The 23,574-nt window shown below is 52.7% G+C and carries 22 protein-coding genes; all 22 read right to left on the reverse strand.

The window, feature by feature from the left end; translation table 11 throughout:
- Window positions 1–4: 4 nt before the first annotated feature.
- Entirely contained in the window at window positions 5–556 is a 552-nt protein-coding gene (locus tag FFV09_RS22845; protein ID WP_141449989.1) for a distal tail protein Dit, read from the reverse strand.
- Window positions 553–7,737 (reverse strand): NlpC/P60 family protein, encoded by a 7,185-nt coding sequence (locus FFV09_RS22850; protein WP_141449990.1) that lies wholly within the window; start codon window positions 7,735–7,737, stop codon window positions 553–555. Before FFV09_RS22850 ends, FFV09_RS22845 begins: the two co-directional genes overlap by 4 nt.
- 312 nt (window positions 7,738–8,049) lie before the next feature.
- Window positions 8,050–8,454, reverse strand: a complete 405-nt coding sequence (locus FFV09_RS22855) for a hypothetical protein (protein ID WP_141449991.1) — start codon at window positions 8,452–8,454, stop codon at window positions 8,050–8,052.
- An 85-nt stretch (window positions 8,455–8,539) separates the two neighbouring features.
- Window positions 8,540–9,334 carry a hypothetical protein gene (locus FFV09_RS22860; RefSeq protein WP_246098421.1) on the reverse strand — a complete coding sequence of 265 codons (795 nt, stop codon included), beginning with the start codon at window positions 9,332–9,334 and terminating at the stop codon, window positions 8,540–8,542.
- Window positions 9,335–9,364: 30 nt separating this feature from the next.
- Complete coding sequence (locus FFV09_RS22865; protein ID WP_141449992.1) at window positions 9,365–9,550, reverse strand: hypothetical protein; 186 nt, start codon at window positions 9,548–9,550, stop codon at window positions 9,365–9,367.
- Window positions 9,551–9,568: 18 nt separating this feature from the next.
- The gene (locus FFV09_RS22870; protein ID WP_141449993.1) at window positions 9,569–10,000 is read right to left on the reverse strand and encodes a hypothetical protein; all 432 of its coding nucleotides are present in this window, start codon (window positions 9,998–10,000) and stop codon (window positions 9,569–9,571) included.
- Window positions 9,997–10,587 carry a hypothetical protein gene (locus tag FFV09_RS22875; RefSeq protein WP_246098422.1) on the reverse strand — a complete coding sequence of 197 codons (591 nt, stop codon included), beginning with the start codon at window positions 10,585–10,587 and terminating at the stop codon, window positions 9,997–9,999. Before FFV09_RS22875 ends, FFV09_RS22870 begins: the two co-directional genes overlap by 4 nt.
- On the reverse strand, window positions 10,584–11,153 hold the full coding sequence (locus tag FFV09_RS22880) for a hypothetical protein (RefSeq protein ID WP_141449994.1): 570 nt from the start codon (window positions 11,151–11,153) through the stop codon (window positions 10,584–10,586). The genes FFV09_RS22875 and FFV09_RS22880 overlap by 4 nt, the downstream gene beginning before the upstream one ends.
- Window positions 11,153–11,590, reverse strand: coding sequence for a hypothetical protein (locus tag FFV09_RS22885; RefSeq protein WP_141449995.1), 438 nt, complete (start codon window positions 11,588–11,590; stop codon window positions 11,153–11,155). Before FFV09_RS22885 ends, FFV09_RS22880 begins: the two co-directional genes overlap by 1 nt.
- Window positions 11,580–11,996, reverse strand: coding sequence for a hypothetical protein (locus tag FFV09_RS22890; protein ID WP_141449996.1), 417 nt, complete (start codon window positions 11,994–11,996; stop codon window positions 11,580–11,582). Before FFV09_RS22890 ends, FFV09_RS22885 begins: the two co-directional genes overlap by 11 nt.
- Before the next feature lie 13 nt (window positions 11,997–12,009).
- Window positions 12,010–13,023, reverse strand: a complete 1,014-nt coding sequence (locus FFV09_RS22895; RefSeq protein ID WP_141449997.1) for a major capsid protein — start codon at window positions 13,021–13,023, stop codon at window positions 12,010–12,012.
- 16 nt (window positions 13,024–13,039) lie between these two features.
- Entirely contained in the window at window positions 13,040–13,420 is a 381-nt protein-coding gene (locus FFV09_RS22900; RefSeq protein WP_141449998.1) for a head decoration protein, read from the reverse strand.
- Between the two features lies 1 nt (window position 13,421).
- A complete protein-coding gene (locus tag FFV09_RS22905) occupies window positions 13,422–14,729 on the reverse strand; it encodes a hypothetical protein (RefSeq protein WP_141449999.1) in 1,308 nt (435 codons plus the stop codon).
- A gap of 5 nt (window positions 14,730–14,734) precedes the next feature.
- Entirely contained in the window at window positions 14,735–16,198 is a 1,464-nt protein-coding gene (locus tag FFV09_RS22910; protein ID WP_141450000.1) for a hypothetical protein, read from the reverse strand.
- Window positions 16,199–16,229: 31 nt separating this feature from the next.
- The gene (locus tag FFV09_RS22915; protein WP_141450601.1) at window positions 16,230–17,708 is read right to left on the reverse strand and encodes a DEAD/DEAH box helicase family protein; all 1,479 of its coding nucleotides are present in this window, start codon (window positions 17,706–17,708) and stop codon (window positions 16,230–16,232) included.
- Window positions 17,677–18,663, reverse strand: coding sequence for a terminase small subunit (locus tag FFV09_RS22920; protein ID WP_141450001.1), 987 nt, complete (start codon window positions 18,661–18,663; stop codon window positions 17,677–17,679). Before FFV09_RS22920 ends, FFV09_RS22915 begins: the two co-directional genes overlap by 32 nt.
- 54 nt (window positions 18,664–18,717) lie before the next feature.
- Window positions 18,718–19,029: a hypothetical protein gene (locus tag FFV09_RS22925; RefSeq protein ID WP_212635454.1), complete on the reverse strand. Its 312-nt coding sequence runs from the start codon at window positions 19,027–19,029 to the stop codon at window positions 18,718–18,720.
- Between the two features lie 97 nt (window positions 19,030–19,126).
- Window positions 19,127–19,429, reverse strand: coding sequence for a hypothetical protein (locus FFV09_RS22930; protein WP_141450002.1), 303 nt, complete (start codon window positions 19,427–19,429; stop codon window positions 19,127–19,129).
- Between the two features lie 544 nt (window positions 19,430–19,973).
- The gene (locus FFV09_RS22935; protein ID WP_141450003.1) at window positions 19,974–20,585 is read right to left on the reverse strand and encodes a sigma factor-like helix-turn-helix DNA-binding protein; all 612 of its coding nucleotides are present in this window, start codon (window positions 20,583–20,585) and stop codon (window positions 19,974–19,976) included.
- A 204-nt stretch (window positions 20,586–20,789) separates the two neighbouring features.
- A complete protein-coding gene (locus FFV09_RS22940; RefSeq protein ID WP_141450004.1) occupies window positions 20,790–21,701 on the reverse strand; it encodes a putative phage abortive infection protein in 912 nt (303 codons plus the stop codon).
- A 21-nt stretch (window positions 21,702–21,722) separates the two neighbouring features.
- Window positions 21,723–22,427, reverse strand: a complete 705-nt coding sequence (locus FFV09_RS22945) for a hypothetical protein (protein WP_141450005.1) — start codon at window positions 22,425–22,427, stop codon at window positions 21,723–21,725.
- Between the two features lie 457 nt (window positions 22,428–22,884).
- Window positions 22,885–23,529 carry a hypothetical protein gene (locus FFV09_RS22950; protein WP_141450006.1) on the reverse strand — a complete coding sequence of 215 codons (645 nt, stop codon included), beginning with the start codon at window positions 23,527–23,529 and terminating at the stop codon, window positions 22,885–22,887.
- Window positions 23,530–23,574: the final 45 nt, after the last annotated feature.

The following is a 23,574-nucleotide window of genomic DNA, read 5'->3' on the forward strand; positions in this document are numbered from 1 at the left end:
TCAATCACTCCCTGATATATTCGTTTTTGAAGGTCAGCCCGCGGATCGTGTTCGTCCCGATATTCGTCAGCACAATCACCGGCTGCGCGCCGACGTCGGAATCGGACTCAACCGGGATGGTCCGCGGCGACTCGGTGATCGTCAGCTCTTTGATACGTTCCGGCGCGCGCGGGAATGGATCGTGCATTTTGACCGGGATCGTTACCATGCCGTCGAACAGCAGCTTCTCGATGTCCATCGTGCCGGCGTACCGGCCGTGATAGGTCCGGTCCGGCAGATCATCGAAGGTGAAGGCGATGTCGCCCCTTTTTGCATTAAAAAGAGCCGCCACTTGGGCGACTCTGCGGTGATAATCGAGTGTCGTATCTTCGGCCATAACCACGCATTCCAGGTTGATGACCCGAGGCCCGTAGTCGCTGCCAAAGTCGATCTCCCCATCCCGCCCGGCAAGCTGCACGTTGTAATCGCGCGTCGGCGGGAGGACCGGAATATTGTGCTTGATCAAGCCGAGGCCGATCGAGCGGAAGCTGACGCCGTTTGCGGTCGCGTCGATCATCCTTTTCTCCCCCTCACGCTTTGGCGGCGCATAAAGTTTTCCTCTTCGGTCCAGTATGCCGTTACGTCCGCCTGGTCCTGCAGGATGGTATCGCCGCGGTTCAGGTAAACCCGGTTATCGATCGAAGTCGTGTTATTGTTTGTCGTCGCCGGCGTGAAGCTCGGCATCGAAAAGTCGATCTTCGGCAGGCTCATGTTCAGCAGCTTCATCAGGTTCTGCTGCTGCGGATCGTTCAGGAAGATTTCGCCTGCGTGCGCGATGACCGGCACCGCTGCGCCGCGCATGCCCTGAACGACGCCGCCCTCGCTGAACTGCTGGATCTTGCCCGTATCCTTGCCGAGTCCATACTTCTTCCGGAGCGCTTCATTCTGCGCAGCCAGCGTCTTCATCGCCGCCGCGTCGCCGCGCGCCTTTGCCAAATCCCAAGCCTCTTTGTTGGCGTTGTACGTATACAGGTCCAACGCCTTCGTGTCCGACTGCTGCTTGGATGCGGTTCCAGGCGCCAGCGGCACGCCCGAAACGTCCACGTCGGCCGCGAGCGTCTGCGCCGCGGCGATCTGATCCATTCGGGCTTGATAGTCCACCACGAACTGATCCAACTGCGCGATGATCGTCGCGTTCTTTTCGGCTTCCTTGAGGACCTGAATGGTTTTCAGATTCTCAGCGGACAACTCCGTCGCGGAAGAAAACTCATCGTAAGCCGTCGTCAGGCTCTCGTAATGGTCTTTGGCCGCCTGCATTTTGTCATCGAAGCCTTTCTCCTGCGTTTCCTTCTCGGTTTGCAAGGCGGTCTTCTGGTCCTCGATCGCTTGGCGGGCCAGCTTGCGGCCATGATCGCGGTCCATGTCCTCGATTTCCTTCTCGACCTGTTTGCGCTCGGCGATCCCTTCCGGGCTGACGGCTGATTGCAGCAGCTGGAGACGGGCGACCTTCTCTGCCCGCTGACGCTCGTAATCGGCCTCGTCGTTGTTCCGTTCCATCGCCTGCAGTACATCGTCCAGCGCCTTGATTTTAGCTTCCTGTGCGGCTGTGAACGCGTCCTTCTCCGCCTGGATGCTTTTGATCTCCGCGTCGCGAGCGGCATCGAGTGCCTTTTTCTGTTTGGCTGCCGCTTCGGTTACTGCTTTCGTCGCTTCCTCGGTGAGTCGCTTTTTCAGGTCATAGACCTTTTCGTCCGCGCTCATTCGTTCGTCGCTGCCATCCAAGTAGGCGGCTTGGAGCTTTTGATACTCGACCAGCTCCTGCGCCGTCGTCAACTGCCCCATCGCTTTCGCGTGATTGATCCGTTTTTCGGCAGCCGAATAGTATTCCTTGTCCAGCTCTTCGCGAGACTTGTAAATGTTCTGTTCCAGTTCCCACTGCTGCGCCGCCGAGCGGGTCTTATCCGCTTGCATACGCAAATAAGCGTTCAGTTCCATTTTCAGAACGGACACTTTATCTTTGCCGACCATCTCCATCCGGACTGCTTCTTTCGCGATCCAGTTCTCTGAGTGGTCGTAACGGGCTTCGGTGAGATTTTTCGCCGTATCCTGGTACTTCTTTTCGGATTCCGCGCGCTGATCCGCCGTAAGCGCCTTATTCTTTCGCAAGCGATTGTACCCTTCTGCCTGCATTTGGAGAATTTCTGCTTCCGACTTACCCTGCCGCTGCATCCGCTCGGACTGCTTGTCGATCCACTCGTTCGAGTGTTCAAACTGTGCTTCCCCGAGCTTTTTCGAAGCCTCGTAATACTTCTCGTCCGATTCTGCCCGCTGTTCTGCTGTCAGCGTCTGGCTTTTCCGCATACGATCGTATGCAGATACTTGCATCTGGAGGATGGTTGCTTCGGACTTCCCTTGCCGCTCCATCTTTTTGGCCTGATTGTCGATGAATTCATTCGAAGTTTGGAATTGGATCTCGGTCGATCGCTGCGTCAGGTCATAGACCTGTTTGGTCGCCTCCGCGCGCTGCTCTTCAGTCAGGGACGTGTTCTTGAGCTGGTCTTGGTAAAAGCGCAGCTGCTCTTTAACCCGCTCGGCCTCGCCGCGTCCCTGCTGCCGCATCCGCTCGACTTTGGCTTCCATGCTGGCGACCGAAGCTTCCCATTGGTCGCTGGCATATTGCTCCTGCATGCCGCCCTTGTCGGACTGTATATCGCCGATTTTTTCCGTCAGCGAGCGGCGCTTGTTGATCAGCTCGTCCGATTTGAGTCCGGATTTATCGATCAGTTGCCGCTGCTCTTGATAGATTTTCTGAATCTCCGTCTTGAGCTTGATCTGCCGATCCAACTCCGCTTTATACTCGGCTGAATCTTTCCGCATGCCTTCTTGCCGCTGTTCGGACTGTTTGAGTAGCAGCTCTTTGTCGGCAATATCCATATCTTTCATGCCGAGTTTGGCTTCAAGCTTCTGCACATCGACGTCGTACAGCTTATCGCTGATCTGAAGCAGTTCGGCGTCCGCGCCCTTTTGAGCGTCAGCCAGCTCTTTTTGCGTCGGGGCTTTGGTGGTAACGGTCTGCGGCGAATACTTGGCGGCAATGTCGTCCACGTAGCTGACGGTGCCATAGCGTTTGCCTTTCCCGTACTTTTGGGAATAAGCAATCATGTCCGCTTTGTTGTATCCGCCCGTTTCCTTGAACCAATCGATGATGCCTTCGCCCATGTTGTAGCCGCCCAGGGCCATCTTCCAGTCGCCGCCGGCTTTGTCCAGCAGATCGGCCAGCATTTTCGTGCCTGCACTGATGCTTTCCGCTACCGTAGCGTTATTCTTGCCGTTGACCTGCATCACGTTCGTAATTCCGTTCGCTCCGAAGCTGGACTCCTGTTGAATCACCGCGGCGATCAGGAACGGATCTACGCCATATTTGGCCGCGGCGCCATTGATCGTATCTTGGTACTTCCCTGTGTACCCGCCTGCAGATCCGGAATAACTTGCCGCACTCGACGTCGTAGCCGAAGCAGTCGAAGCGCTCATGTTCGCGACGGCAGGGAAGCGGACGGCTCCGTCATATTTGCCAGACCAGTACGAATTGCTCATGCTCTGCGTCGAGAGGCCGCTTTCCTCACCGATATGGAAGAATTTTCCGTCGCCTTTATAAATGCCGACGTGCGAGTGGTCGCGTCCCGTCGTATTGAAGAAGACCAGGTCGCCTGCTTGTAGCGCATCCGTTTTGATGTTCAATTTCTGACCTTTGGCGTACTGGTCTGTCGTCGTTCGTCCGACATCGATTCCCAAAAATTCTTTGTACGTTTTCTGGACGAGCTGCGAGCAGTCAGCAACCGCGTTCTTCAAAAATTGATCGAAGGACGATGCCGCCTTGCCGCCGTATACGTATTTGAACGAATCTTCGTACCCCGCCATCGTATTGAACAGATTGTTCAGGCCAGTCGTTCCAGCGCCGCCTGCGCCGCCGCCCGTCGACTCTGTCTTGATGGGCACGAGCTGCGAGGGGTCGGCGTATCCGGCTTCGTACAGCGTTTGCCGCTCCAGCAATGCTTGCCGCTCCTGCTCCAGCAGATCCAAATTTTCTTGCGACGATTTAGCGACACGTTTCTTTGCCGAATCCAGCTTGTCGAGCGACTTCGTATTGCCTTCAATCGTCTTCATGAGATCGGTCATGATCTCGTTCGTTTCTTTGTTCGTTTTGTTCGCGTCTTTAGAGGCCTTGTCGTTTTCCTCGACGCCGTATGTGTTGTCGTTGAGCAGCTTCGTCATGGCGTCAATTTGATTACTGCTCAACTGCAGCTCGCCGGCATATTGATTGATCACGCTTTTAACTTGGGAAAGTCCATCCGCTTGCACGTCCATGCTGCGCTGCATTTGGTTTTGTAGGACGGTAAATGGAGCAAACCCAGATCCGACCAGACTTTCGGCGGCTCCTTTGGCAAAGTCCGTCATTCGTTTCTGTTCGTCCACCTGTTTTTGTTCCAGTTCAGCAAGTTTTTGCCTCGCTTCAGCGAAGGTCGAAATCGCGGCAAACTCCTGCTGGTACACGTCGATCCGTCTTAAAGATTGCAAGACAGTATCTCGGGTTGTGTCTCGCTCCGCTTTCAAGTCGCTGATGGCCTTTTGGATCTTTATATCCCGCAGCTTCTCCAGCACGTCGCCTTCGAATGTCCAGCCATCCGTTGTTTTCCGGATTTCCGAAGCCAGTTGCGGATATTTCATGATCAGATCGGCAGCAGCCTGCGCGTTGAAGGATTGATTCTTCGAAACCATTGCTGAGGCCTGATTGAGTTCCGCGACGGCCGAGGTATTGTCCTTGATCGACTGCTGCAATGCGCGCGTCTGCTCTTCCACTTCCTCGGCGACCTGTTCCATCGTATCAGCGACTTTGCCGGATGCGCCGCTGAGCGCATCCATCTCCTGCTGAGCATTGAGCGCTTCAAGTGAGGTTTGGCTAAACTGAACATCCAAATCCGCCATAGAGGAATTCAGCTTGCTGTTTTCCGTTCGCAGAGACTCCATTTTCATCTGGAGTTCTTCCGCCAGGCTTGCATCTGTACGTCCTGCAAATATTTTGACTTCCTTACCTTCAAGCGCAGCCAGCTGTTCTTCGACGTTTTTGAGTTGAGCGACATTTTCTTTCAGTTGCTCTTCAAATTCCGATTTCTGACCGGTTATTGAAACCTTTCGCATTTCCATCTGTTTGAAGATCAGCTGATTTAAATTGTCGAGCTGCTGCTTTGTAGCCTGCTCGGTGTATCCAGCTGCCTCAAGCTGCGCGGCGCCTTCTTTTCCCAGCGTCATAGCCAAGGCTTGCGAAATTTGATCGAGTTGCCGTTTCGTTTGAACCTGTTTGCTCGACGAGAGCGTGCCGCTTTCCATCATCTTCGACAAGGAATTATGAGCTTGAACGAGTTTAGGCAGCAGTTCCGTTTGCCGCTGGTATTGACTGATGATCTGCTGACTGGCCGAGTCTTGGTCCTTCAAGGCTTCTTGCCGCTCGCGCGTTGCCTTTTCGGCATCGCCACTTTTGAAGGCGTACAGCGCGACGGCGCCGATCAGCAGAGACAGCCCCGCTGTCGCCGCGGCTGTCGTAACCGTAGCCAGCGCCTGCGCACGCGTCAGCGCGCCGGTAGCGGCTGTGGCCGCTGTGGTAGCCGCCGCATTCGCGCCGCGGGCCGCCGTCTGTTCGACGGTCGAGACCACAACGCCGTTGCCGGACACAATATTCACGGCGTTCGCCGCCGTATTGGCGCCGGTGGCCGTTGTGCTGGCTGCTGTCGCCGCGGTATCCGCCACTTTCGCCGCCATCAGCACTTTTGTCGCGGCCATGACGGCCATGATCGGCCCGGAAAGTGCTTTGTACGCCATGAAGAGCCCGGCAAGCCCTGCGGACGCCGCAAATACGCCGGTCGGAATTCTCGTCAACCCGATCAGCAGCTGGTCAATGCCATCCAGCACGTCTTTGATCATCTGGCGGAGTCCGTCTTCGCCGGCCGTATTGAAGATTTCGAGCAGCGACGTTTTGGTCTGCGCCGCCTTCCGGCTGATCGTATCCATCTGCACCGTCAGGTATTGCATCGTAGAGCCTGTCGAACCGATCGAGGCGGCTGTGCCCAGAAGGATGTCTCCGGCGTTCAAGGAAGCGGCCAGCTTGGCGTATTGGTATACGCCGCGGGAGATGTCCGCATACGACTTTGTCAGGTCATAGTTTTTGTCCGTGACCTGGATGGAAAGGTCGAGCAGAATATCTTCCGCTTTCCGCCATTGTTCGACGCCGTCGACCACTTCTTTCGTCTTGACGCCGAGACGTTCGATTTCATTGACTGCTTTGTCCGTCCGAATTGTACCGAGTACCGTTTTCCACATGTTACCGAGGTTCTCCCCGGACAGCGCCGTATTCCGGATACCGGCAGAGATCAAGCCGTTCATGAAGTCGAAGCCGACGCCGGTTTCCGCGGCGATCTTACCGGTCCGCTGGAAGGCGGCGCCGAGATCCCGCGCGGGCGCCATCGTATCGTGCGCGACCTTAGACCAGGAATCGAGTACGCGGTTGCCGATCACCATCGCATCATTCGCGCTATGGATGTGAACGCCATACTGCGACATGACCGATTCCATCGATTTGGTTGCATCTTCAAGCGCAACCATATCCACGGTTGAGAGCTTGGTCGACTGCCGGACGAGTTCCTGCACGACGTTGACGTCTTTATACATCCGGCCCCATAGGCGCGCAGACTCCGTTACGTCCATGATGTTCGATCCAAGTTCGTGGGCGGTCTGAATAAACTTTTGCGTTTCCGCATTGAGTTTATTCGTATCCATCGTCATATGGTTCGTTCCCTCTTCAAAATGAACGAAGTAATGCTCATTGGTTTGCACGTAGCCAGCCATATTCGATTCAATGTCGACCAGACCTTCGCGCATCGCCTGCGTGGCCTCGTGCAGGGCACGATAGATCGTGTGGAAAACGACCGCATGCGTCGCCATATCCGAAAGCCGGCCGATCCAGCTCTTGGACATGGCATCCATCGTCGAGCCCATCTGACGCGCCTGCTGCTCGGTCTGAGCAAGGGCGTTCCGGATCCGCTGCTCTTCCTGCAGGACCTTCTCCCGCGTGGCCGCTTCCTTCTGCTCCCGCGTGCGGAGCGCATTGATCCAGAATTTCTCGTAGTTCTGCGCCGCCTGCTGTTGCCGGGCAGCGGTCTGCTGGATGTTCTGCTCGATCGCACGCCGAACCTTCTGCTCTTCCTGCAGGACACGCTCTCGCGCTGCGATGTCGCTTCCGGTACCGGTCGATCGCGCCGCCTGCTGACCGGTCGTAACCGTGCGATTTTGAAGAATCTGCATCCGCTGCTGATGTTCGCGTTCCTGCTGCTCAATCTGCTGCTGACGCCGCTGTACGATCGCCTGCTGCGCTTGCATCTTCTGTTCCGTCAGCCGGTTCACCTGATCGAACTGCTGCGTGCGGGCGGTAAGGAGAGCGGCTTGAGCGGTCCGCTGCTGCACGAGAGCGTTCGACTCGGCCATGATCTTGGCTCGTCGCTGATCGGAAGTCAAAGCGATCTTGTCCATAGCGGCCGCCATCGCCTTGTACGACTTCTCCGCCGCGGCCAGATGTCCATTCAGCACTTTGAATGAATCGGCGTTGCCGCGCGCCCCGGTATCGATCACCTTGAACGACTGCAGGATCTTGCTGGTGTCCAGGTTGATCCGGGCGCCTACCACGTCCCGGCCCATTGATGCGTCTGGCATTACGTTTTCCCTCCTCCCTGCGCTGGGTAGAATCCGAAGTCAGACAAGAATTTCGCCTTTTTGGGCTTCTTGTTTTCTACATTTCCACCATGCAGCACGATTTCGAATTCTCGGGACTGACGCCGCTCCTTCATGAGAGCACGAACTTTGGGGATCGTCACATTCGGCCACTCGCTGTCCGAGATGCCATTAGCTATGCACAAGGCCCAAAGCCCCATCCAGTCCGTACCGGGCGGCTTGTATTCGCCAGCTCCTTCCTCGTTCTCGTCCTCATCGTCATCCGGCTCTTCCGGATCTGGTGGGAACGATTCCTTATAGAAATCGATCGAGGACCTTATCCAGCTCCTCGAGCCCGTTCATGTCGATAGCTTCGTACTCCGCATCCGACAATCCGTCGACGAGAATCAGATTGAACATGTCACGGTAAGCCGCTTCGATCGCTGGGAAGTCGACGGGTGGGTACTCTTCGCCCTGAATCATTTGCACTTCCATCTTCGGGCGGCCAACTGCAAACGAAAAACGCATGCCTTGCGCTCCCGCGGCCTTACTCCGTACTTGGCGCAGCAGACCGATTGTGCCGATCTTGATTCTTTTCTGGATGCCGGTAGGGAATTCTTCGGATTCAGCAGCCAGTACGACTTCACTACCGATATTCAGCGATTGGTCAAGCGATTGGTCATCGGCTTGTTCTTGTACTTGATCTTTCAATTCATTCATGTGGATGCTCCTTTGATCTATATGGGATTTGAAATAGAAATCCCCGCCGGCATAGGCGGGGATCAGGATTGATGCAGCAGCTCGATTAGATGCCGAATTTGATTGTCATTGCATGACCTTCCGGGTTGTCCGACGTACGATCCGGCTCCATGACCTGGACGTCCATGGTTGTGACGTTCGCTTTCTTCCGCTCCTGCGAAATATCCAGCGTGCCGCCACCGAGTGCTTTGTAGATCGTCAGCTGAACAGGCACTTTTTTGCCGGTCTTGTCGTCGATCAGTTCGAAGCGGTGTGTCAGTTTGAACGGGGTCGGGCGGCGCGTCCCATCGAAGGCTGTTTCGACGCCGGCTTTGGTCCAGTTGAACGTCACGAAGATTTCTTTGCCTTTGTTGGCTTCCGAAGAATTGATCTTACCATCGGCTGTAATGGTGTACTGCTCGTCTGTAGGCGCCGTAGCTACGCGTTTCAGCGCTTTGAGTTCATCCGTAACCGGATCTTTCAGGTACACTTCGTCACTATCGGCTACGAATTCACCTTCGTACTTGGCCGAGTCTTTTACGGTGTAGCCGTTTGCCCCCAGCAGTCCGTATTCATTGCCCTCAAACAGCACATTTTCACTACGCGTGGTTGTTCCGCCCTGCGACATGTCTGCGATCGCCGGGGAATACCGCGGCACTTCGACAGTGACCTTGTCCTGCAGGTCTCCGGCCGTGTAGTGAAAAGCGTATCCGCTGTCCCCACCCATTACGCCCTGCCAGTCGAATTGCAACTGCAGACCGACTTTCGTGACCTTGTCTTCGACGTACTTTAACTTTCCATCCAGCTCGCGTGCGACGATCGTACCCACGCCGTCAATGACCAGTGGTCTCATGCTTGTCATGTTTGTATTTCCTCCTCGTATGGTTGACGCTTAAACGAGCTCCCAGAGCTGCGCGTCGATTTCGTTCAAGCGTGCGTATTCCTTCGTTTCCCGATAGCCTTCAACCGGCGTTTCGCCATCCAACAGGCCCAACTTCTTCGCCAGGCGGATCTTTTCTTTGATCAGCTTCTCCAGCTCAATTTCTTCTGCCGGCTGCTCTTCTTTTTTTTCTGTCATGCCGTTCACCTCGCTTCCTCAGTTCATCCGAAGATAGTCCACGTCGTAAAACGCACGGAATATCTTGACGTCCTTGATCCCGGTCGCGGCGTCCGTGTCGTAAGCCAGAACGCACAAAAAAGAAGCGAACCCCGGGGAAGAGATTCGCTTGTCGTGCAGTACCTGGAACGCCCTCTCACCAAACGCCCGCGCTGCGGCGGCGCTCTTGGCGTAAAAATCGAGCGTGAATTTCCCCTCGTACACGAGCGGGTTCGGACCGAAGCGGCCCGCCTGCGTGTATTGGCAGACATGTGGCATCGTCGCCGCGGATATGACGATGTCGGGCTCCATGCCTTTGGTAAATCGAGCAGTCATTTGCTCGCCCGTCGCCGCGGGAGTGAGGCCGAGCAGCTGCATGAACTCGGTATCGGCCTTGAGCGCGTTCTGTACGGCGTCAATCAGCGTCGTCATGGCTTCCCCTCCCGGAAATACTCGTGATAGGGGAAAGCCTCCACAACGCGCTGCAGGGACGCCAGAATGCGGCCTCTATTGCTTTGCAAGGCGATCCGCAGGAAGAAGGTCGGCGGGGTCGGCCCAAACGCAGGGTCGATCTCTCCCTGCGCCGCCAGCTCCTCCAGATTTACGCCTGCGCGGCCGCCGCCGGACTTCCGCTCGACACCATCGATCCCGCGATAGGTGCCTTTGATCCGCCCGACTATCGCCCGGCTGCTCCGATCCCGCAGGCCGTTCCACTCGCTGGACGACATGTACCGAACCAAACCGGGGTTCAGGTCCGGGCCGGCCATCAGGGAGCCTTTGCCGAACTGCTCAAGCCAAGCCTGCCAAAACGTCGTCGACACGACGCCATTGACGCTTTGACCGGCCAGCACGAAAAGCTGCTCCTGCAGTTGCGCAGCGACGTCCGGGTAATACCGGATGTTTCCCCGCGCACTGTTGAGGACCAGCTTCGTCAGTTCGACGACTTCGGCAGCCAAGCGGCGGGTCAGCGCGGCCTCGGCGCCCTGGTAGTCGTATCCGTTCAGCATGCCGGTAATCATCGGTGATCCTCCGTGAGCTGCACGTACAGTGCGCCCGGATACTTGTAGCTATCCACGACAGCGACCTCGAATGATTGCCCCTCAAACACGATCCGCGCCGGACGACCGCCGTCTTTCGGCCGCGGAACCTCCGTGTTGATCGGAACCTGAAGAACGTGTGTTGTTGTCGCCAGCAGTCCGGGATCACGCTGCCGCATGTCGCCGCTTACGAGCCGGATGAAGCCCGGCGTCTCCACGATCGTGACGAAATCTTCGCCGATCGGGTTGTCGTTGCTGTCGTATTGCTTTTTCAGACGTTGCACGGCCGCCGTGCCGTTGCTCTCGACCATGATCGTTGTCTTGTCTCGGCTCGTGTTGAGGCGAAGAGAAAGGACGATCAGCGGTGCCAGCCGATCTAACCGGACAAGATCGCCCGGCTCAACGATGGACTTCGGAGTGAATAACCCTTTGTAGGCATGCTCGTGATCAGCGGGATTCACTGAGTCTTTATTCCGCGTCAACACAACCCTTTCGGGCTGGCCGCGGATTTCGCATGGCTCTTGACGATATGCAAAATCGCTGAACATCAACGCTGCCACCTTTCTTTTGCACGGGTCGGCCCGGCGATGTGCATCGTCGGCGCCGTCAGTCCTCCGCTTGTTTGGGTTGAAATCAGTCCGATGAGGCCGTCAGCTTCCGCCTGCAAAGCCGCACCCATCGCGGCCCAATCTACCGTTTGCTTGGTATACGAAAAGTCGAAGTCCTTCATCGACTGCTTGAGTCGGCCGGACAGCGATGGAGCGAGCATGGCGGCCACCGCACAGATCGCAGCGCCGTACAGATAGATTTGATCATCGCCGATCAGCTCCGCATAATTTGGAACGGTCCGGATCAGCCGCGCCTCCGCAATCGGAAGCACAGAAAAGGAGTCGATCTGAGTGTCCGGCACTTCGCCTTCGCTTACACCCAATCGACTCCTGATTTCTTCGTGATACGTGTCGGTCGTGAGGATCTTATTTGGCATCCCCATCACCGCCAGCAGCCTCAATCGCAGCATGCAGTTCGTCGGCGCTCATCGCGACGTAGCCCTTGATCTTGAGCTCTTTGGCTTTGGCTTTCAGGACATCCAAATCTTCACCGGTCTGCCCGGCGGGCGGCTTGCTGAGTTCATCAACTTGCGCGCGAAGCGCTTCTTCACGCTGTTGCGACTCGGCGAGCGCTTTGCGCGTTTTGTCGAGTTCGAATTGCAGCCTCTCTGTATCCGCGACATCTTCCGAACCCCCGCCGACCATCTCTGCAAGCAGTTGACCGCTCGCAGCATTCCTTGTCTTGCTGATGGCAATCTCGACAAGTCCATCTGGAGCGTTACGAACTACGTCGCCCGCATTGTAGTCGCCGACACCATCCACCAGCACTTTGACTGTTTTCATGGCGAAACCCTCCTTACGCCACAGTGGCGATGATATGTCGGTTGACGTATTTGAGACGCGGCAGCACGGTAGCTCCGCTGATGACCTGCCATTGGTCCGGATCTCCGAGAATCAGTTTCGGCAGCGCGAACTTACCTACGTGACCATGGAAGATGTCTTCGTAGTTGTTGGGGCTGGTTACCAGATCAATGATCGAACCCGTCATGCCTTCGCCCAGAATGATTACTGCGTTATCCGGGATGAACGGGAAGAAGTTACCGGTGTCGTCGATGTATCCGCCGTCGTAGACTTCGTATTCCAGACCGTTCAGCTCTTGGTCTACGATCGCCGCCAGCGATTCTGCAGTCACGACTTCTTTGCCCAGTGACATCTTGATCAGCTCGCGAATCTTCGCGTTCTGCTTGATCAGGATATCGACCTTTTTGTTGACAATAATGCGCTTTGCTCTTGCACCGCTCCCGCGGAACAGCAACACCCATTTGTCGATGTCGGCCAGTACGTCTGCCGTAGCCGTGTTGCTCCAGAGAACTGCAGCCGTCGGTTTATTGGCGGCAGGAACCCCGTAATCGATCGTTCGCGCGGGCATATTCAGCGTCTTAGGGATCACCAGACTGCCGGTAAGGCTCTGCCAACGCATCCATTCGAAGCGGGTTTCCAGACGTTGATTCAAGCCGACCATACGTTCGACCATGTAATCTTCGGCCCACATACGTTGCAAGTCCGTTCCGGGCTTGCGCAGAATCGCCATTTTTTCGCGATCGATGACTTCTTTCTCTCTCCACTCTTGGTTCGTAAAATCCATTTGCTTCACAACCGGCGGGTTGTGGATTGGCGAAGGGTCGTTCAGGTTCGTCGGAGGCGTCATGCCAGTATCGTCATACGTTACGTCGTATTTGATAGACATGCCGAGTTCCGGCTTCAGATCGACGCCGTTGGTGAGCAGCTGCGCCCCCCGGAAGCTGGTGATATCTGTCCGAATATTTTGAACCACTTCGGTCAGGAATTGCGGATCGAGTACGTTTGCCATGTTTTCATTATCCCCCTTACATGAAGTAGCAAAGCTTCAGCGCCGTCTTGGCCGCCTCGTCAATGCCCGTCAGTTTCGATTCTTCAAAGATGCCGGCGATCCAAGCGGATGCGCCGATGTCGGCATAGTCTGTATCCTTATCGTTATCGAGGATGCAGACGGCCTTTTGCGTGCCGTCGGTAGCGGAAGGCTTATAAGCGAGGAATTTTCCTTTATCTTCGCCTTCAGCAGTAACTCTGCCGAGCACCTGACCTTTTTTCAGAACGCCCTGTCCCTTTTTCAGCAGTACGCCGCCAGGGATTTTCGCTTGCAGGTCCGTGGAAGCCAGGACTTCCGTAAACGACTGGACACGCTCTACGCCCGGGCCCGGAACGCCGTAATATGGCTTATCGCTCATGTTATTTGTCCTCCTTCATCAGATTGCCGCGGCCGGTTCTTTGGAGAGCACCACGGGCTTCTTGTTTAGCGAGTGCCTTTGCGGCTGCTGCTTGTTCTTCCGGCGTTTGTTGTGCGTCTGCTTGCGGGTTACCAGGTGCTCCAGCGCCCGCCAGTCCCGCTGGAACCTCCAAGTTTTCACCTTGCGTTTGGCGTCCGCCGCCTCCAAGCGCTGCCTGCGCTTGCTTCTCATAGCTCGAACCGATTTTTTCAATCTGTTCAACCGAAAGTGCCGAGAAAGAAAGTTTCATCGTGTCGACATCAAATGCTTCGCCCAACGCGCGAACACCGGCACCGCAAGCTTGGTCGATCAGTTTTTCTTTATAAGTTTCGCCATCGGCTGCTTTCGCTGTCAGGCTTTTCAGATGTGCCATAACGTCTGCGTCTTCCGCCAGACCGAGTTGATCGCGGATGCGGCCCAGTTGATTCTTCGCGGCTGCAAGCGCCGCCGCTTGTTTCTGTTGTTCTTCAGATGTCACGGTAGAGTCATCTCCTTTGTCCAGCGTATTCGCCGGCTCTTCTTTGGTTTGCGGGGTTTGATGCTTTGGAATGAAAGCAGATAGTCCGCCTTTATTGCTGAAAAAATAAAAGACGCGTTCGTCGCCATCCAGCGACTTCGCATCCAGTGGGAGCGGATCGTATTGGTCGATGTTCTGCGTCTCTGCTTGTTCCTCCCCTTGGAGGGAGAGTGCAGCTCGAGCGACGCCAGCACCTTCGTACCCGCCGTCGAATACCAGCGAGTTTTCCATCAGATAGCCATCGTCCGCCAGCACCAAGCATTCCTTGCCGTCATAGCTTTGGCCGCGAACGTGTTGGCATTCGGAACCGCCGTAGTAATTTCCGCCGCAGATGCTGCAAGTATGCTTTGTGCTGACGAATCCGGCCGACGTATCGAAGATGGTTCCAGAGTCGATGCCGAGCGCGATTTGATCCGTCGAGATCCCGGCAATCTCCTGCCCTTTCGCCATATAATGGTCGCCGTACAGCTCCATCTCGCCGTTTTCTTCGACGATGCGGCCGTCAAACGTCCGCCCATATGGGAATGATAGGGCTTCCCACTTCATCCACGGATGGTCGATCAGCAGCGCGACACCTTCTCGTACCTGATCCAGCATTTTGCGCAGAAAGTTCGGCGTGATCTTCATTTTATATTTCTCAATCCGCTTGGTTCCGATGATTTTTGCCTGAAACACGTGGGCTTTATCTTCGGTCAGCGGGACCAGTGCCAGCTGATTGATCTTGGTCAATTGTTCTGGTGTTGGATTTGCCATTTGTCCTATTCACCTCCTTCCTCGGTTTGATTTACCGTAGCAGGCGGAGCGGCGCTTTTTGCGGTAAGCTCCGGCAGCAGCTCGGCTGGTACCTTTGGGTTGAGCCCGAACGTCCAACGGATTTCCTCAGCCGCTTCGAGCGGCGTGATATACTTCTCCCGCTCCAGTGCCGTGAAATTGTCCAATTTCGCTTTCCGGTCCTTTTCCACTTCATTTTCCGAACGCAGGTCAATCGGCAGGTAATCGACTTCGACCCTGATCTGCGCGCCGCGCACCCGCGCGCACAACGAAAAAGCCCGCTGCCAGAAGCGTTTGGTTACGCTCCGCGCGGACTCCACGTTTTTGATATAGATTTTCGTGTCGATCGAACTGTACGACTCTGTCGATCCCTGATGCCGAGAAAGCATGGTCAGCAGCGTCTTCAAGCCGGTCGCCATCTGCGTATCGATGATATCGATCAGCTTTTTCACATCGATCATCGGCCCGCTGTTACCGCCTTGCAGGTATCCGATCTTCACGCTGTCCCAATGGATGAGAGAATCGTCGGGGTTGAGCGAACTGAAATGCTGCTCAAACTCTTCGAGGCGTTCTTTCAGGAACTGCGACTGCTTTTGCGGATCGTTTTTGATATTGTTCGGCATGTTCTTGATCAGGACTTCTTCCAACATGGAGATGTCCAAGCGCGGATAGCCCTGGTTGTGTACGACCGCTTTCAGATCCTGCAAAACCTGCATGTGGAAGAAAACAACCTGAAGTACCGGCAGCATCGGGGTCCGGCCATACGGATCATCGACCATCGGATCGAATTCTTCGTAAATGAACGTCGGCGTATCGATCTTTTTGTAGTTCCCGAACCACTCTTCTCCCACAAGCGGGAGCGGATTTCGGACGTATTGCCATGGAACCAGCCGCCCGGTACCCGCTTCCCGGCGGAACCAGATCGTCGAAGGGTCGACCGGCACGATGTCGACGACGTCCGTACACCGGTCGTTCAGCACGACTTCGCCAGCGCATGCCCCGCGGACCATGATCATCATCCGCTGGATGGTGTCCAGTTTGTCAAGCGAGCGGCCGTGCTGGTAGCCGGGCGACGGCAGCGGCGTGTTGAGCATCGCTTTCAATTCGTCCAGCAGCTTTTGGCCGCGCTTATCTGCATCTCCGTCGGCCTTCTTCGCCGTCAGTGTCAGTGGCGTGTCGCCCATGCGCAGATAGTTGTAAAGCGCAAACGAAACGTCTGGATGCGTGGAGATCAGCAGTTCCAGCAGTTCGTCGGCCGTATAGTTTTGCAGCTTGGTCATGTCGATTTCATGGGCGCGCTGATATTTCCGCGGCAACCAATCGAACATCCCCCAGGAATGTGACGCGTTTCGCGCGGACGTCATGCGCCCGGCACCCATCATTTGCCGCTTTACGGAAGCCGGCAGCACCGCATTCGCTAGCGCGTAAGCGGCGCGTTCATACCATTTCAAGTTCTCACCCCCTTCCGTGCCGCTGATTCGATCAGGAGCGACGTTTCATAGCCACCCCGCCGATCGACGGCAGCATGACGCGTTCTTCCGCTTCGACCAGATAGTCACCGAACGTCAAAACGAACGCGTCCGCGCGGTCTGGAGACGGCACGCCGCGCTTTTTCATATCCTTTTTGCTTTCCAGGTTGATCTTGCCTTTGGATGTCATGCTCCATTTACGCGTCGTGAGCTGCGCAATCAGCTTTTCGTCCTCGGGAAGTGCAAAAGGCGGGATCTCTCCGTCGATGAAATCGGTCATATTCTGTTCAAGCAGCGTTTTGACTGCGCCCCACATCTCCGTGCCCAAATTGGCATAGTGTTCGTCCAGCGTCTTACCGTTGTTGTTGATCGGCACGACTTCCCAGTCCAGTCCCTCTTCGATGATGATTTCGTTCAGGCGATCCGTCACGCCGCCCCCGACGCCCGTGTCATCTACGCGGATGATTATGCGATCGATCTCGTATCCTTCGTCCAAAACGCCGCGAACGGTGCTGATCACCCAGCCGGCCGTTACCATCGTGTCCTGCTTGTGATGGTGACGCTGGCCTACAAGCTTATGCCCGATTGCCGCGTAAATGGACGTTTCGTCGTCACCGAAGCGGGCGACGTCGCACCCGACGGTCAGTGTGGTGCCGGTCACCTCGGCTCGCCCGTGCTCCGAAGCGAACTCCGCCGCTTCGAGCGCGATGAACGAATCCGACTCACCGCGCGGGAACTCGCCCTCGACGCGAACCCGATAAACGTCGCTGCCCTCACCGTATTTCCGCTTGAGCATCGCAATATTTTCTTTGCTGGTCCGCGGGCTGTCCAGACAGGAAACCTTTCGCGTCCGGTAATCGGCCCGGTCTTTGTTATGGGAATCGAAGAACACGCCGGACGTACGCGTCGGGTTGCCGCACATCAGCAGCTTATTGTTCGCGCCGGAGAGCGTGCCTTGGATCGCCTCCATGATCGGATCAGCGACGCCGGACGCTTCGTCCACGATGAATAGCATGTTGTCTTCGTGAAATCCCTGCATGTTCTCCGGCTTCGTGGCGGTCCGGGCGGTGGCGAACCAGCGCTCCTCATAATTCCGCATGTAGATTTTGGTTTTCGTCCACTTGAGGATTTTTTTGAGGATCGGGCTCTTGCTCTGCCACTTGCTGATTTCCGCCCACAAAACGTCGTGCAGTTGCTGCCGCGTCGGTGCCGTGCAGACGACCTTCGGAAATGGGAAGCACGAGAGAAACCATAACGTCGCGGCGGCCTCAAGGCCAGTCTTACCGACGCCTTGGCCGGATCGGATCGAGACGCGCGGATGCTCCGCCAGATCATTCAGTGCCCCCGCCTGCCATTCATCCGGCTCGAAGCCGAGAATCTCTTGGCAAAAGAGAACCGGTTGCCTGCGATAAACCGGGATGCGCTTCTTGAAGGCGGCACGCCGCTTGTCGAGCGCTTGCTTATTCGTCTGCGGCCGCGGTGTTGCCTCCATCATCGTCTACCACCCCATTCACCCACTCATCGATCAGCAGATCCTCATCGCCGCCATTCCCTTCAAGCTGTTTGATTTCCAACTTCTTCTTGTCGATATCCAGCCGCTTCGCTTCTGCTTCCAGCCCCAAATGCTTTTCGAGCTGCTTGAGTGCGTCGAATCGGCTATAAAGTTTGATACTCGCTCCGTCGCGCCCCATCTTGACTTCTTGAATCAAGCTGCTGTCTACTTCGTCGGCCTCTTTAAAAGCGACGTAGCTGACGGTACGTGTGACCGGATCGCCGTCTTCATCCAGAAGCGGCCCGAAATCCAAGTAGACCGGCACCTCTTTCTGTCCAAATTCCACGTAATCTCCGATGTCCGCGAACGCGATTTTCTGGTACTCAGCGAGGATTCGCCGGGTGTCCAAACCAATCTCGTCAGAAAGCTCGCCTTGTAGTCGTTTGATCTCTGTTTGAATTTCAGGTTTTCTCAGGTTCTCCGAACCGATCGAATATGCGGATCGTTTCGAATATCCAGCATTCATAGCCGCCTTCGTGGCGTTCATCGTCCGCACGTATTCTTTCGCGAAGAATCGCATCTTATCGGTCAATCCATCAGGCCCAGCCGGCCCTGAATCCGTCTCTTCTTCCTGCTCCCACGGGTGTGAATTTTCTGGGATCGGAACGTTCCGTATTCGATCGGAACGTTCCGATCGTTTTACGGAACGTTCCGATGCGATCTTTGTCTGTTCCGTTGTCTTCGTTTTTGCCTTTTGCTTCTTCTTTTCGCCCTTCGCTGAACCGGAGTCCCCACCGGCCAGCTTGTCTTCCCAGCCATCTTTCTTTTTCCACCCACGGACTGTTCCCGCCGATAGCTCCAACTGCTGCGCAACCTCTACCAAATCGAGTTTGCCTTTACTCTCCAGCCATAGCCGCTCGGCGATCGCCCGCCTCGGATCCCGCTCTCTCGCCATTGCTACATGTCACCACCCCCGGTTCGGATTGGTTTGTTTACTGTCGGGCTACTGTTATACGCGCGGCGGCCAGTTCCATTGCCCGCCTTGATCGCCGCGGGTAACGTGCTGATTGAAGAACAGGCCGGTCGGATTCAATACGCACAGACTGACGATCTCTTGTTCTTCGTCTTCTACAGCCGTAACGATCGCTGCGCGCGGTTCGCTTTTGAATTCGCCACCCGGCGTGCCGTAGCTCTGGTAATGCACGATGCGGGCGACCGATGGCTTTTGCCCGATAGTCGGTCGGCCTTTCATTTCCTCTTTGTTGCCGCTGCCGATTTCGACGAATTCTCCTTCAACGCTCTTTCTGTGTTGTTCACTCATAGTTATCATTCCTTCGATTTGAACTAATATTTGCAAGAAAAAAAGAGCTACCTATAGGCAGCTCTTCTTGATGCGATAATTCGAGAATTTAAATCAGTTATTTAAGTCTTTTTATAACCTGCTCTGTTGCAGCCGATTGCATAAATTCTTTCCAGCTATTGAACTTGCTGTGCTCAGCTATAAAAGTATCCAATTCAGATTCATCAAATTTAGCATACTCTTCTTCTGAATCGAGGTTTACAGGTACAGCTTGAAAAAAGCTTTCTGAGTTTTCGAAATCTGTCTTTCGTGAAATGAAATCGTCATTGAAGAGCACTCCCATTGATACCGGACCACTTGTGGCGGCAACTTTCTTTCCGAATGCTTTGAGTTGTTTTTCAAGATTATTGTTTTTGGGCATTTTGCACCTCCTCTCTCATCAAATTAAGATTCGACAGGAGGAAGTTTTACCCTTTTTTAGACTTACATTCAGTTGCTTGTAGTTTAAGCTTAATGGACGGCAGCGGCTTTCACGATCACCGGAGATCAGTCCAGTCCGCTGCCTTTCGAAATTCCATAAGATAATTTCGTTTTATGGCTCTCACTTATAGAGGGCAATCGTATGAGGGACTTTTTTTAAATAGACAAAAAAATAAAGCCCAGCGTCTTTGCTAGGCCTTATCACTTAGAATGCTCCGGAACCCGATCCATTGTTACGCGGATCTGTATCATTATCTCTTTCGGCCCCTCCACCTACTCCATGACCAGTAGGCGATCCGCCACCGATTCCGTGAATATTTCTTACCATCCGCCTGATCCATGAGTGCTTGGCGCACCACCACCAGCTCCGTGAATACCAGGTGCGCTTCCGCCTACGCCTTGAATGCCTGGCGTGTTTCCTCCGATTTCGTGAGTCATCGCTCATTCCTCCAATCCATCAAATATATTTGTATGTTGCCGTCTTATTATACCAATCCTTCCTGCGACTGAACATATTTAGAAATTTTGCGTTGTGCATTTCGAACGTGGACCTGAACACTTGCTTTCGAGATAAAAAGCAACTTTCCAATCTCAGACAAGCTATAGCATTCTCCATGAGCCAGCGTATAGCATTCACGTTCCCGCTTGCTGAGAGTTTTCATCGCCGCTTCGATTCGCTCACGCTCCGTGTCGCCGATCGTTGAAGGGCTGCCGCAGCCTTCCGGATGCACGAACGACTGCATATGCGTAGGGTCCATCAGCTTCTCTCGCTCGTAGGCGGCTCGACGTTCGATTCCGCGCTTCCCGCCCGGACGTCGCCCTGTAACTATCCACTCCTCGACGAATTCGCAATCCGAAATGATTTCGCCCAGCACTTTCTTTTCCGATTCCAGGGCATCGATCTGCGTTTGCAGCTTGAGTGCTGACTTCGCATCTTTCGTTTGAATCAGTTTATCTTTCAGTGAGTCCGCGGACTCTTTCGTGTTGTTGTACGATCGTTGGGCGGCGAGGCGGGTCTTACGGTACGTCAGCGCCGTCGCTCCACCCAAATCATTGACGTTAAAGCTTACTTCCTCATAGGTTTCTTGCGTTAACATAATCCCTCACCGGTCCTTTTTATGGTAAAATGGTTAGGAAAATGCTTGCTTGTGTGCCCCGTGAGCTTTGGCCGGCAGCGGGGCTTTCGTTTGCCCAAAAACACAAAAAAAGGCACGAGGGAAACTTTATCCCTGTGCCTTTTACTGTATGCGTGAACCACCGTCATATTGCCGCTATGTTACCGTCAACTTACCGTCAACTTTTCACTCAGCGTTATTGTAAATTATTAGATCTTCCTCGTAAATCAGATCTTCGCCCCGTATATCTTTCAACAGCGAATATCTCTTTGTGAGACTCCTCATTTCTCCTCCTTTTTTTGTCATGTTTTTATAAAACAACATTAGTAATTCGTCTGGTGATAGTTGGGATTCCAGAATTCGTAGATAGTATTTTTTCTCCTCATCTTCAATCCAATTATTCTCATGAATTATAGAGATCATATTGAGTAAATTTTTATAATATGGCTGGATCTTTTTCTCTGCATCTTTAAAAAATGAAAGATACGTTTCACCCATTGCCTCTGAGCGAATCGCATAGAATTGAGCAGCATCAACCCGCTCTTCCTCTGTAAGTTTTCTCATTCTAACTTCTTGGTCTTTGAATTGATTATATAAATAACTGAAAGCTTCTTTACCTGTGTATATTTTATCGTGGTCTTTAGTAATCACCCAGAGCTTAAGGTCTTCTTCGGAAACTACCAACTCTTTCACTAAATTATTATGCAGGTCAATCATATTGAAAAATGTACTCTCGAATCTCTGTACGTTTGTTACTTTGACTTGTTCTTGTAGAGCTTCATTCGCTCTGGCCACTTCCTCTCTCTGAAGCCGAAGTTCTTCTCGCTGCAACCTAAACTCTGCTCTTTGCTGATAAATAGTGTATATGATGCCTCCGAAAGCAAAACCCGAAAACAGGGTATTAATTGATCCAAACATATCCCCGAACGTGCCTCTATCGTCATAAGAGAACATCGCAACGCCAAATGCTATCCAAACAATGAACACTGTACAGAAAACATTTAAAAGCTTTATCTCTTCAGTTGCTTTTAATCCCACATTCTCTTCCACATCAATATCCACTCGTTTTATAAAAAAGCTTTTAAGTCTTCCCTTCACAAACTGCTCCTCCTTATCGGGCTATATTGATCTACCTTCGAAATTACTGTTCATGCCAAACGGATCATTACGATCGATGGAAAGGGAAATAGGCTTAGTTTTTGTGTAAATACTTTTTAACTCTACTGCTTCCTCGTATAACAATTGTGCTTCATCAACCAGAGCAAGAAAGGAAAAACGGAAAGCTTTTTGGTGACTATCTATAACCTGAATTACCAAAACCGCTTTTTCTCGTTCTTCTATTATTCCATTTAAATTTATTTCTAAAATATTGATCATGCTTTCCAATTGAACTTTTATCGTTAAATAATATCTAAAAAAATCTCCTGGCGGTAAGTGTTCTTCTTCTATTTGCTCAAACCACTTATACGTTTGAATAATGTTTTCTTTCAGAAAATGCACTTGCCTCTTTGTCTCATGAATATTTTCTACTGATAATTGATTCTCAAAATTAATTCTGAACGTGATAGATTCATGCAAACGCGAAAAATACTCTTGTGTACGAGTCAGCGATAGATATATTTGGTCACAGCACTTTAAAACGTGTTTTATTTCTTGAATCCGTTCCTTTTCTCTTTCGTTTTTCCTTTGAGCTTCTTGTTGTTTGCCGACTACATGAACAGCTATGCTTGCTGCTATAATTGCAGCTAAAATTGTGCCTCCTGTTTGAATCAAAGTCATTAACGCTCTTAAACGGTCAGCATCTGTAACATCCATAAGCAACAAACTAATCACCTCTTTTTATTCCAATATTATCAAATCAGCAAGCATAAAAATAGACCGACTACGTATCGGTCTTTAAAATTTCGTGTCCCCAAAGCTTCAGACACTCCGCGATTGTCTCTACTCCTTCGTCGATACGGCGATCTACTGTACATGCACTCATGCTGGCAAAACGAAAGATAGTCGTTTTGTATCTCCGAGATCGGAAATGTCGTTCCACCAAACACGCCGAACCTCTTCATCGATAATAAGGTGTACGGCCGTGTCGATGTCTTCGACTACCCGTGGGTGTGCGTACTTCCCTTTCTCTTCCCTAATCTGTCCAAATGGTCTGGTGCTCCAATATTATTTGCATTGTCTCTGATTTTCGATGATTTGGATATCTTTCTCTTGGCACTACATGTCACCACCTCCGAAAAAAAGACGCCTTAAAAGTGGCGTCTTTAAATAATTTTTATTTTTAATCTTTTTGAGACTTTGAGGATTCTAGAATTTGATTACTTTCTTCAATATGTTTTTGCAGATAAAACCTAGCATCTTCATATATCTTCTCGTCTATATCTAAAGCAAATGTTTTCCGTCCCCACAAATCAAGAGACATGGCTTTTAATTCAGCCCAAAGCGAAGAGAGCACATGTCTCATAGCAAGTAGATAACCAGAATTGTCTAAGCGCAATTTTTTAGGAGCAAATTCCTTCTTTAGCGATTCCCTTGTATCTTCAGGTAACTTAGAGTAGAGAGTATTATATATTTCATCATCAAATTTATAATCTAGCCTATGTGCAAATTTATTTCTAATCTCATTAACAAAACTCAAGCTATCATACAATTCCTTTTTTAAAACGCCTGTACTATTTATCAAATCTAGCTTTTGGCTATAAAACTGAAGCTTAGTCTTCTTAACATCTATACAAAAATTCCTTAACAGGATTTCAATTTCGTGTTCTATAAAAATATGTGATCTTAGAACAACAATCAATAATTCTTCGCTCTTAGTCTTTTCAAAGAATTCTTGAGAGAATTCATGGTATGCTTTTTTGGTCACTTCGGTATACATAGGTTTTATCGCTGTTAATAATTCTTCCATATCAAGTTTATCTGACAAAGCAAACACCTCTTTTCGCAGTTATAAATAGATTATTTCTACAAA

The sequence above is a fragment of the Saccharibacillus brassicae genome (assembly GCF_006542275.1).
Taxonomy (GTDB): domain Bacteria; phylum Bacillota; class Bacilli; order Paenibacillales; family Paenibacillaceae; genus Saccharibacillus; species Saccharibacillus brassicae.

Excerpts from the sequence above, each read along its gene's own strand:
- FFV09_RS22845 (WP_141449989.1), bottom strand. The coding sequence starts at position 556 with ATGATCGACGCGACCGCAAACGGCGTCAGCTTCCGCTCGATCGGCCTC.
- FFV09_RS22850 (WP_141449990.1), bottom strand. The coding sequence starts at position 7,737 with ATGCCAGACGCATCAATGGGCCGGGACGTGGTAGGCGCCCGGATCAAC.
- FFV09_RS22855 (WP_141449991.1), bottom strand. The coding sequence starts at position 8,454 with ATGAATGAATTGAAAGATCAAGTACAAGAACAAGCCGATGACCAATCG.
- FFV09_RS22860 (WP_246098421.1), bottom strand. The coding sequence starts at position 9,334 with ATGACAAGCATGAGACCACTGGTCATTGACGGCGTGGGTACGATCGTC.
- FFV09_RS22865 (WP_141449992.1), bottom strand. The coding sequence starts at position 9,550 with ATGACAGAAAAAAAAGAAGAGCAGCCGGCAGAAGAAATTGAGCTGGAG.
- FFV09_RS22870 (WP_141449993.1), bottom strand. The coding sequence starts at position 10,000 with ATGACGACGCTGATTGACGCCGTACAGAACGCGCTCAAGGCCGATACC.
- FFV09_RS22875 (WP_246098422.1), bottom strand. The coding sequence starts at position 10,587 with ATGATTACCGGCATGCTGAACGGATACGACTACCAGGGCGCCGAGGCC.
- FFV09_RS22880 (WP_141449994.1), bottom strand. The coding sequence starts at position 11,153 with ATGTTCAGCGATTTTGCATATCGTCAAGAGCCATGCGAAATCCGCGGC.
- FFV09_RS22885 (WP_141449995.1), bottom strand. The coding sequence starts at position 11,590 with ATGCCAAATAAGATCCTCACGACCGACACGTATCACGAAGAAATCAGG.
- FFV09_RS22890 (WP_141449996.1), bottom strand. The coding sequence starts at position 11,996 with ATGAAAACAGTCAAAGTGCTGGTGGATGGTGTCGGCGACTACAATGCG.
- FFV09_RS22895 (WP_141449997.1), bottom strand. The coding sequence starts at position 13,023 with ATGGCAAACGTACTCGATCCGCAATTCCTGACCGAAGTGGTTCAAAAT.
- FFV09_RS22900 (WP_141449998.1), bottom strand. The coding sequence starts at position 13,420 with ATGAGCGATAAGCCATATTACGGCGTTCCGGGCCCGGGCGTAGAGCGT.
- FFV09_RS22905 (WP_141449999.1), bottom strand. The coding sequence starts at position 14,729 with ATGGCAAATCCAACACCAGAACAATTGACCAAGATCAATCAGCTGGCA.
- FFV09_RS22915 (WP_141450601.1), bottom strand. The coding sequence starts at position 17,708 with ATGGAGGCAACACCGCGGCCGCAGACGAATAAGCAAGCGCTCGACAAG.
- FFV09_RS22920 (WP_141450001.1), bottom strand. The coding sequence starts at position 18,663 with ATGGCGAGAGAGCGGGATCCGAGGCGGGCGATCGCCGAGCGGCTATGG.
- FFV09_RS22925 (WP_212635454.1), bottom strand. The coding sequence starts at position 19,029 with ATGAGTGAACAACACAGAAAGAGCGTTGAAGGAGAATTCGTCGAAATC.
- FFV09_RS22930 (WP_141450002.1), bottom strand. The coding sequence starts at position 19,429 with ATGCCCAAAAACAATAATCTTGAAAAACAACTCAAAGCATTCGGAAAG.
- FFV09_RS22935 (WP_141450003.1), bottom strand. The coding sequence starts at position 20,585 with ATGTTAACGCAAGAAACCTATGAGGAAGTAAGCTTTAACGTCAATGAT.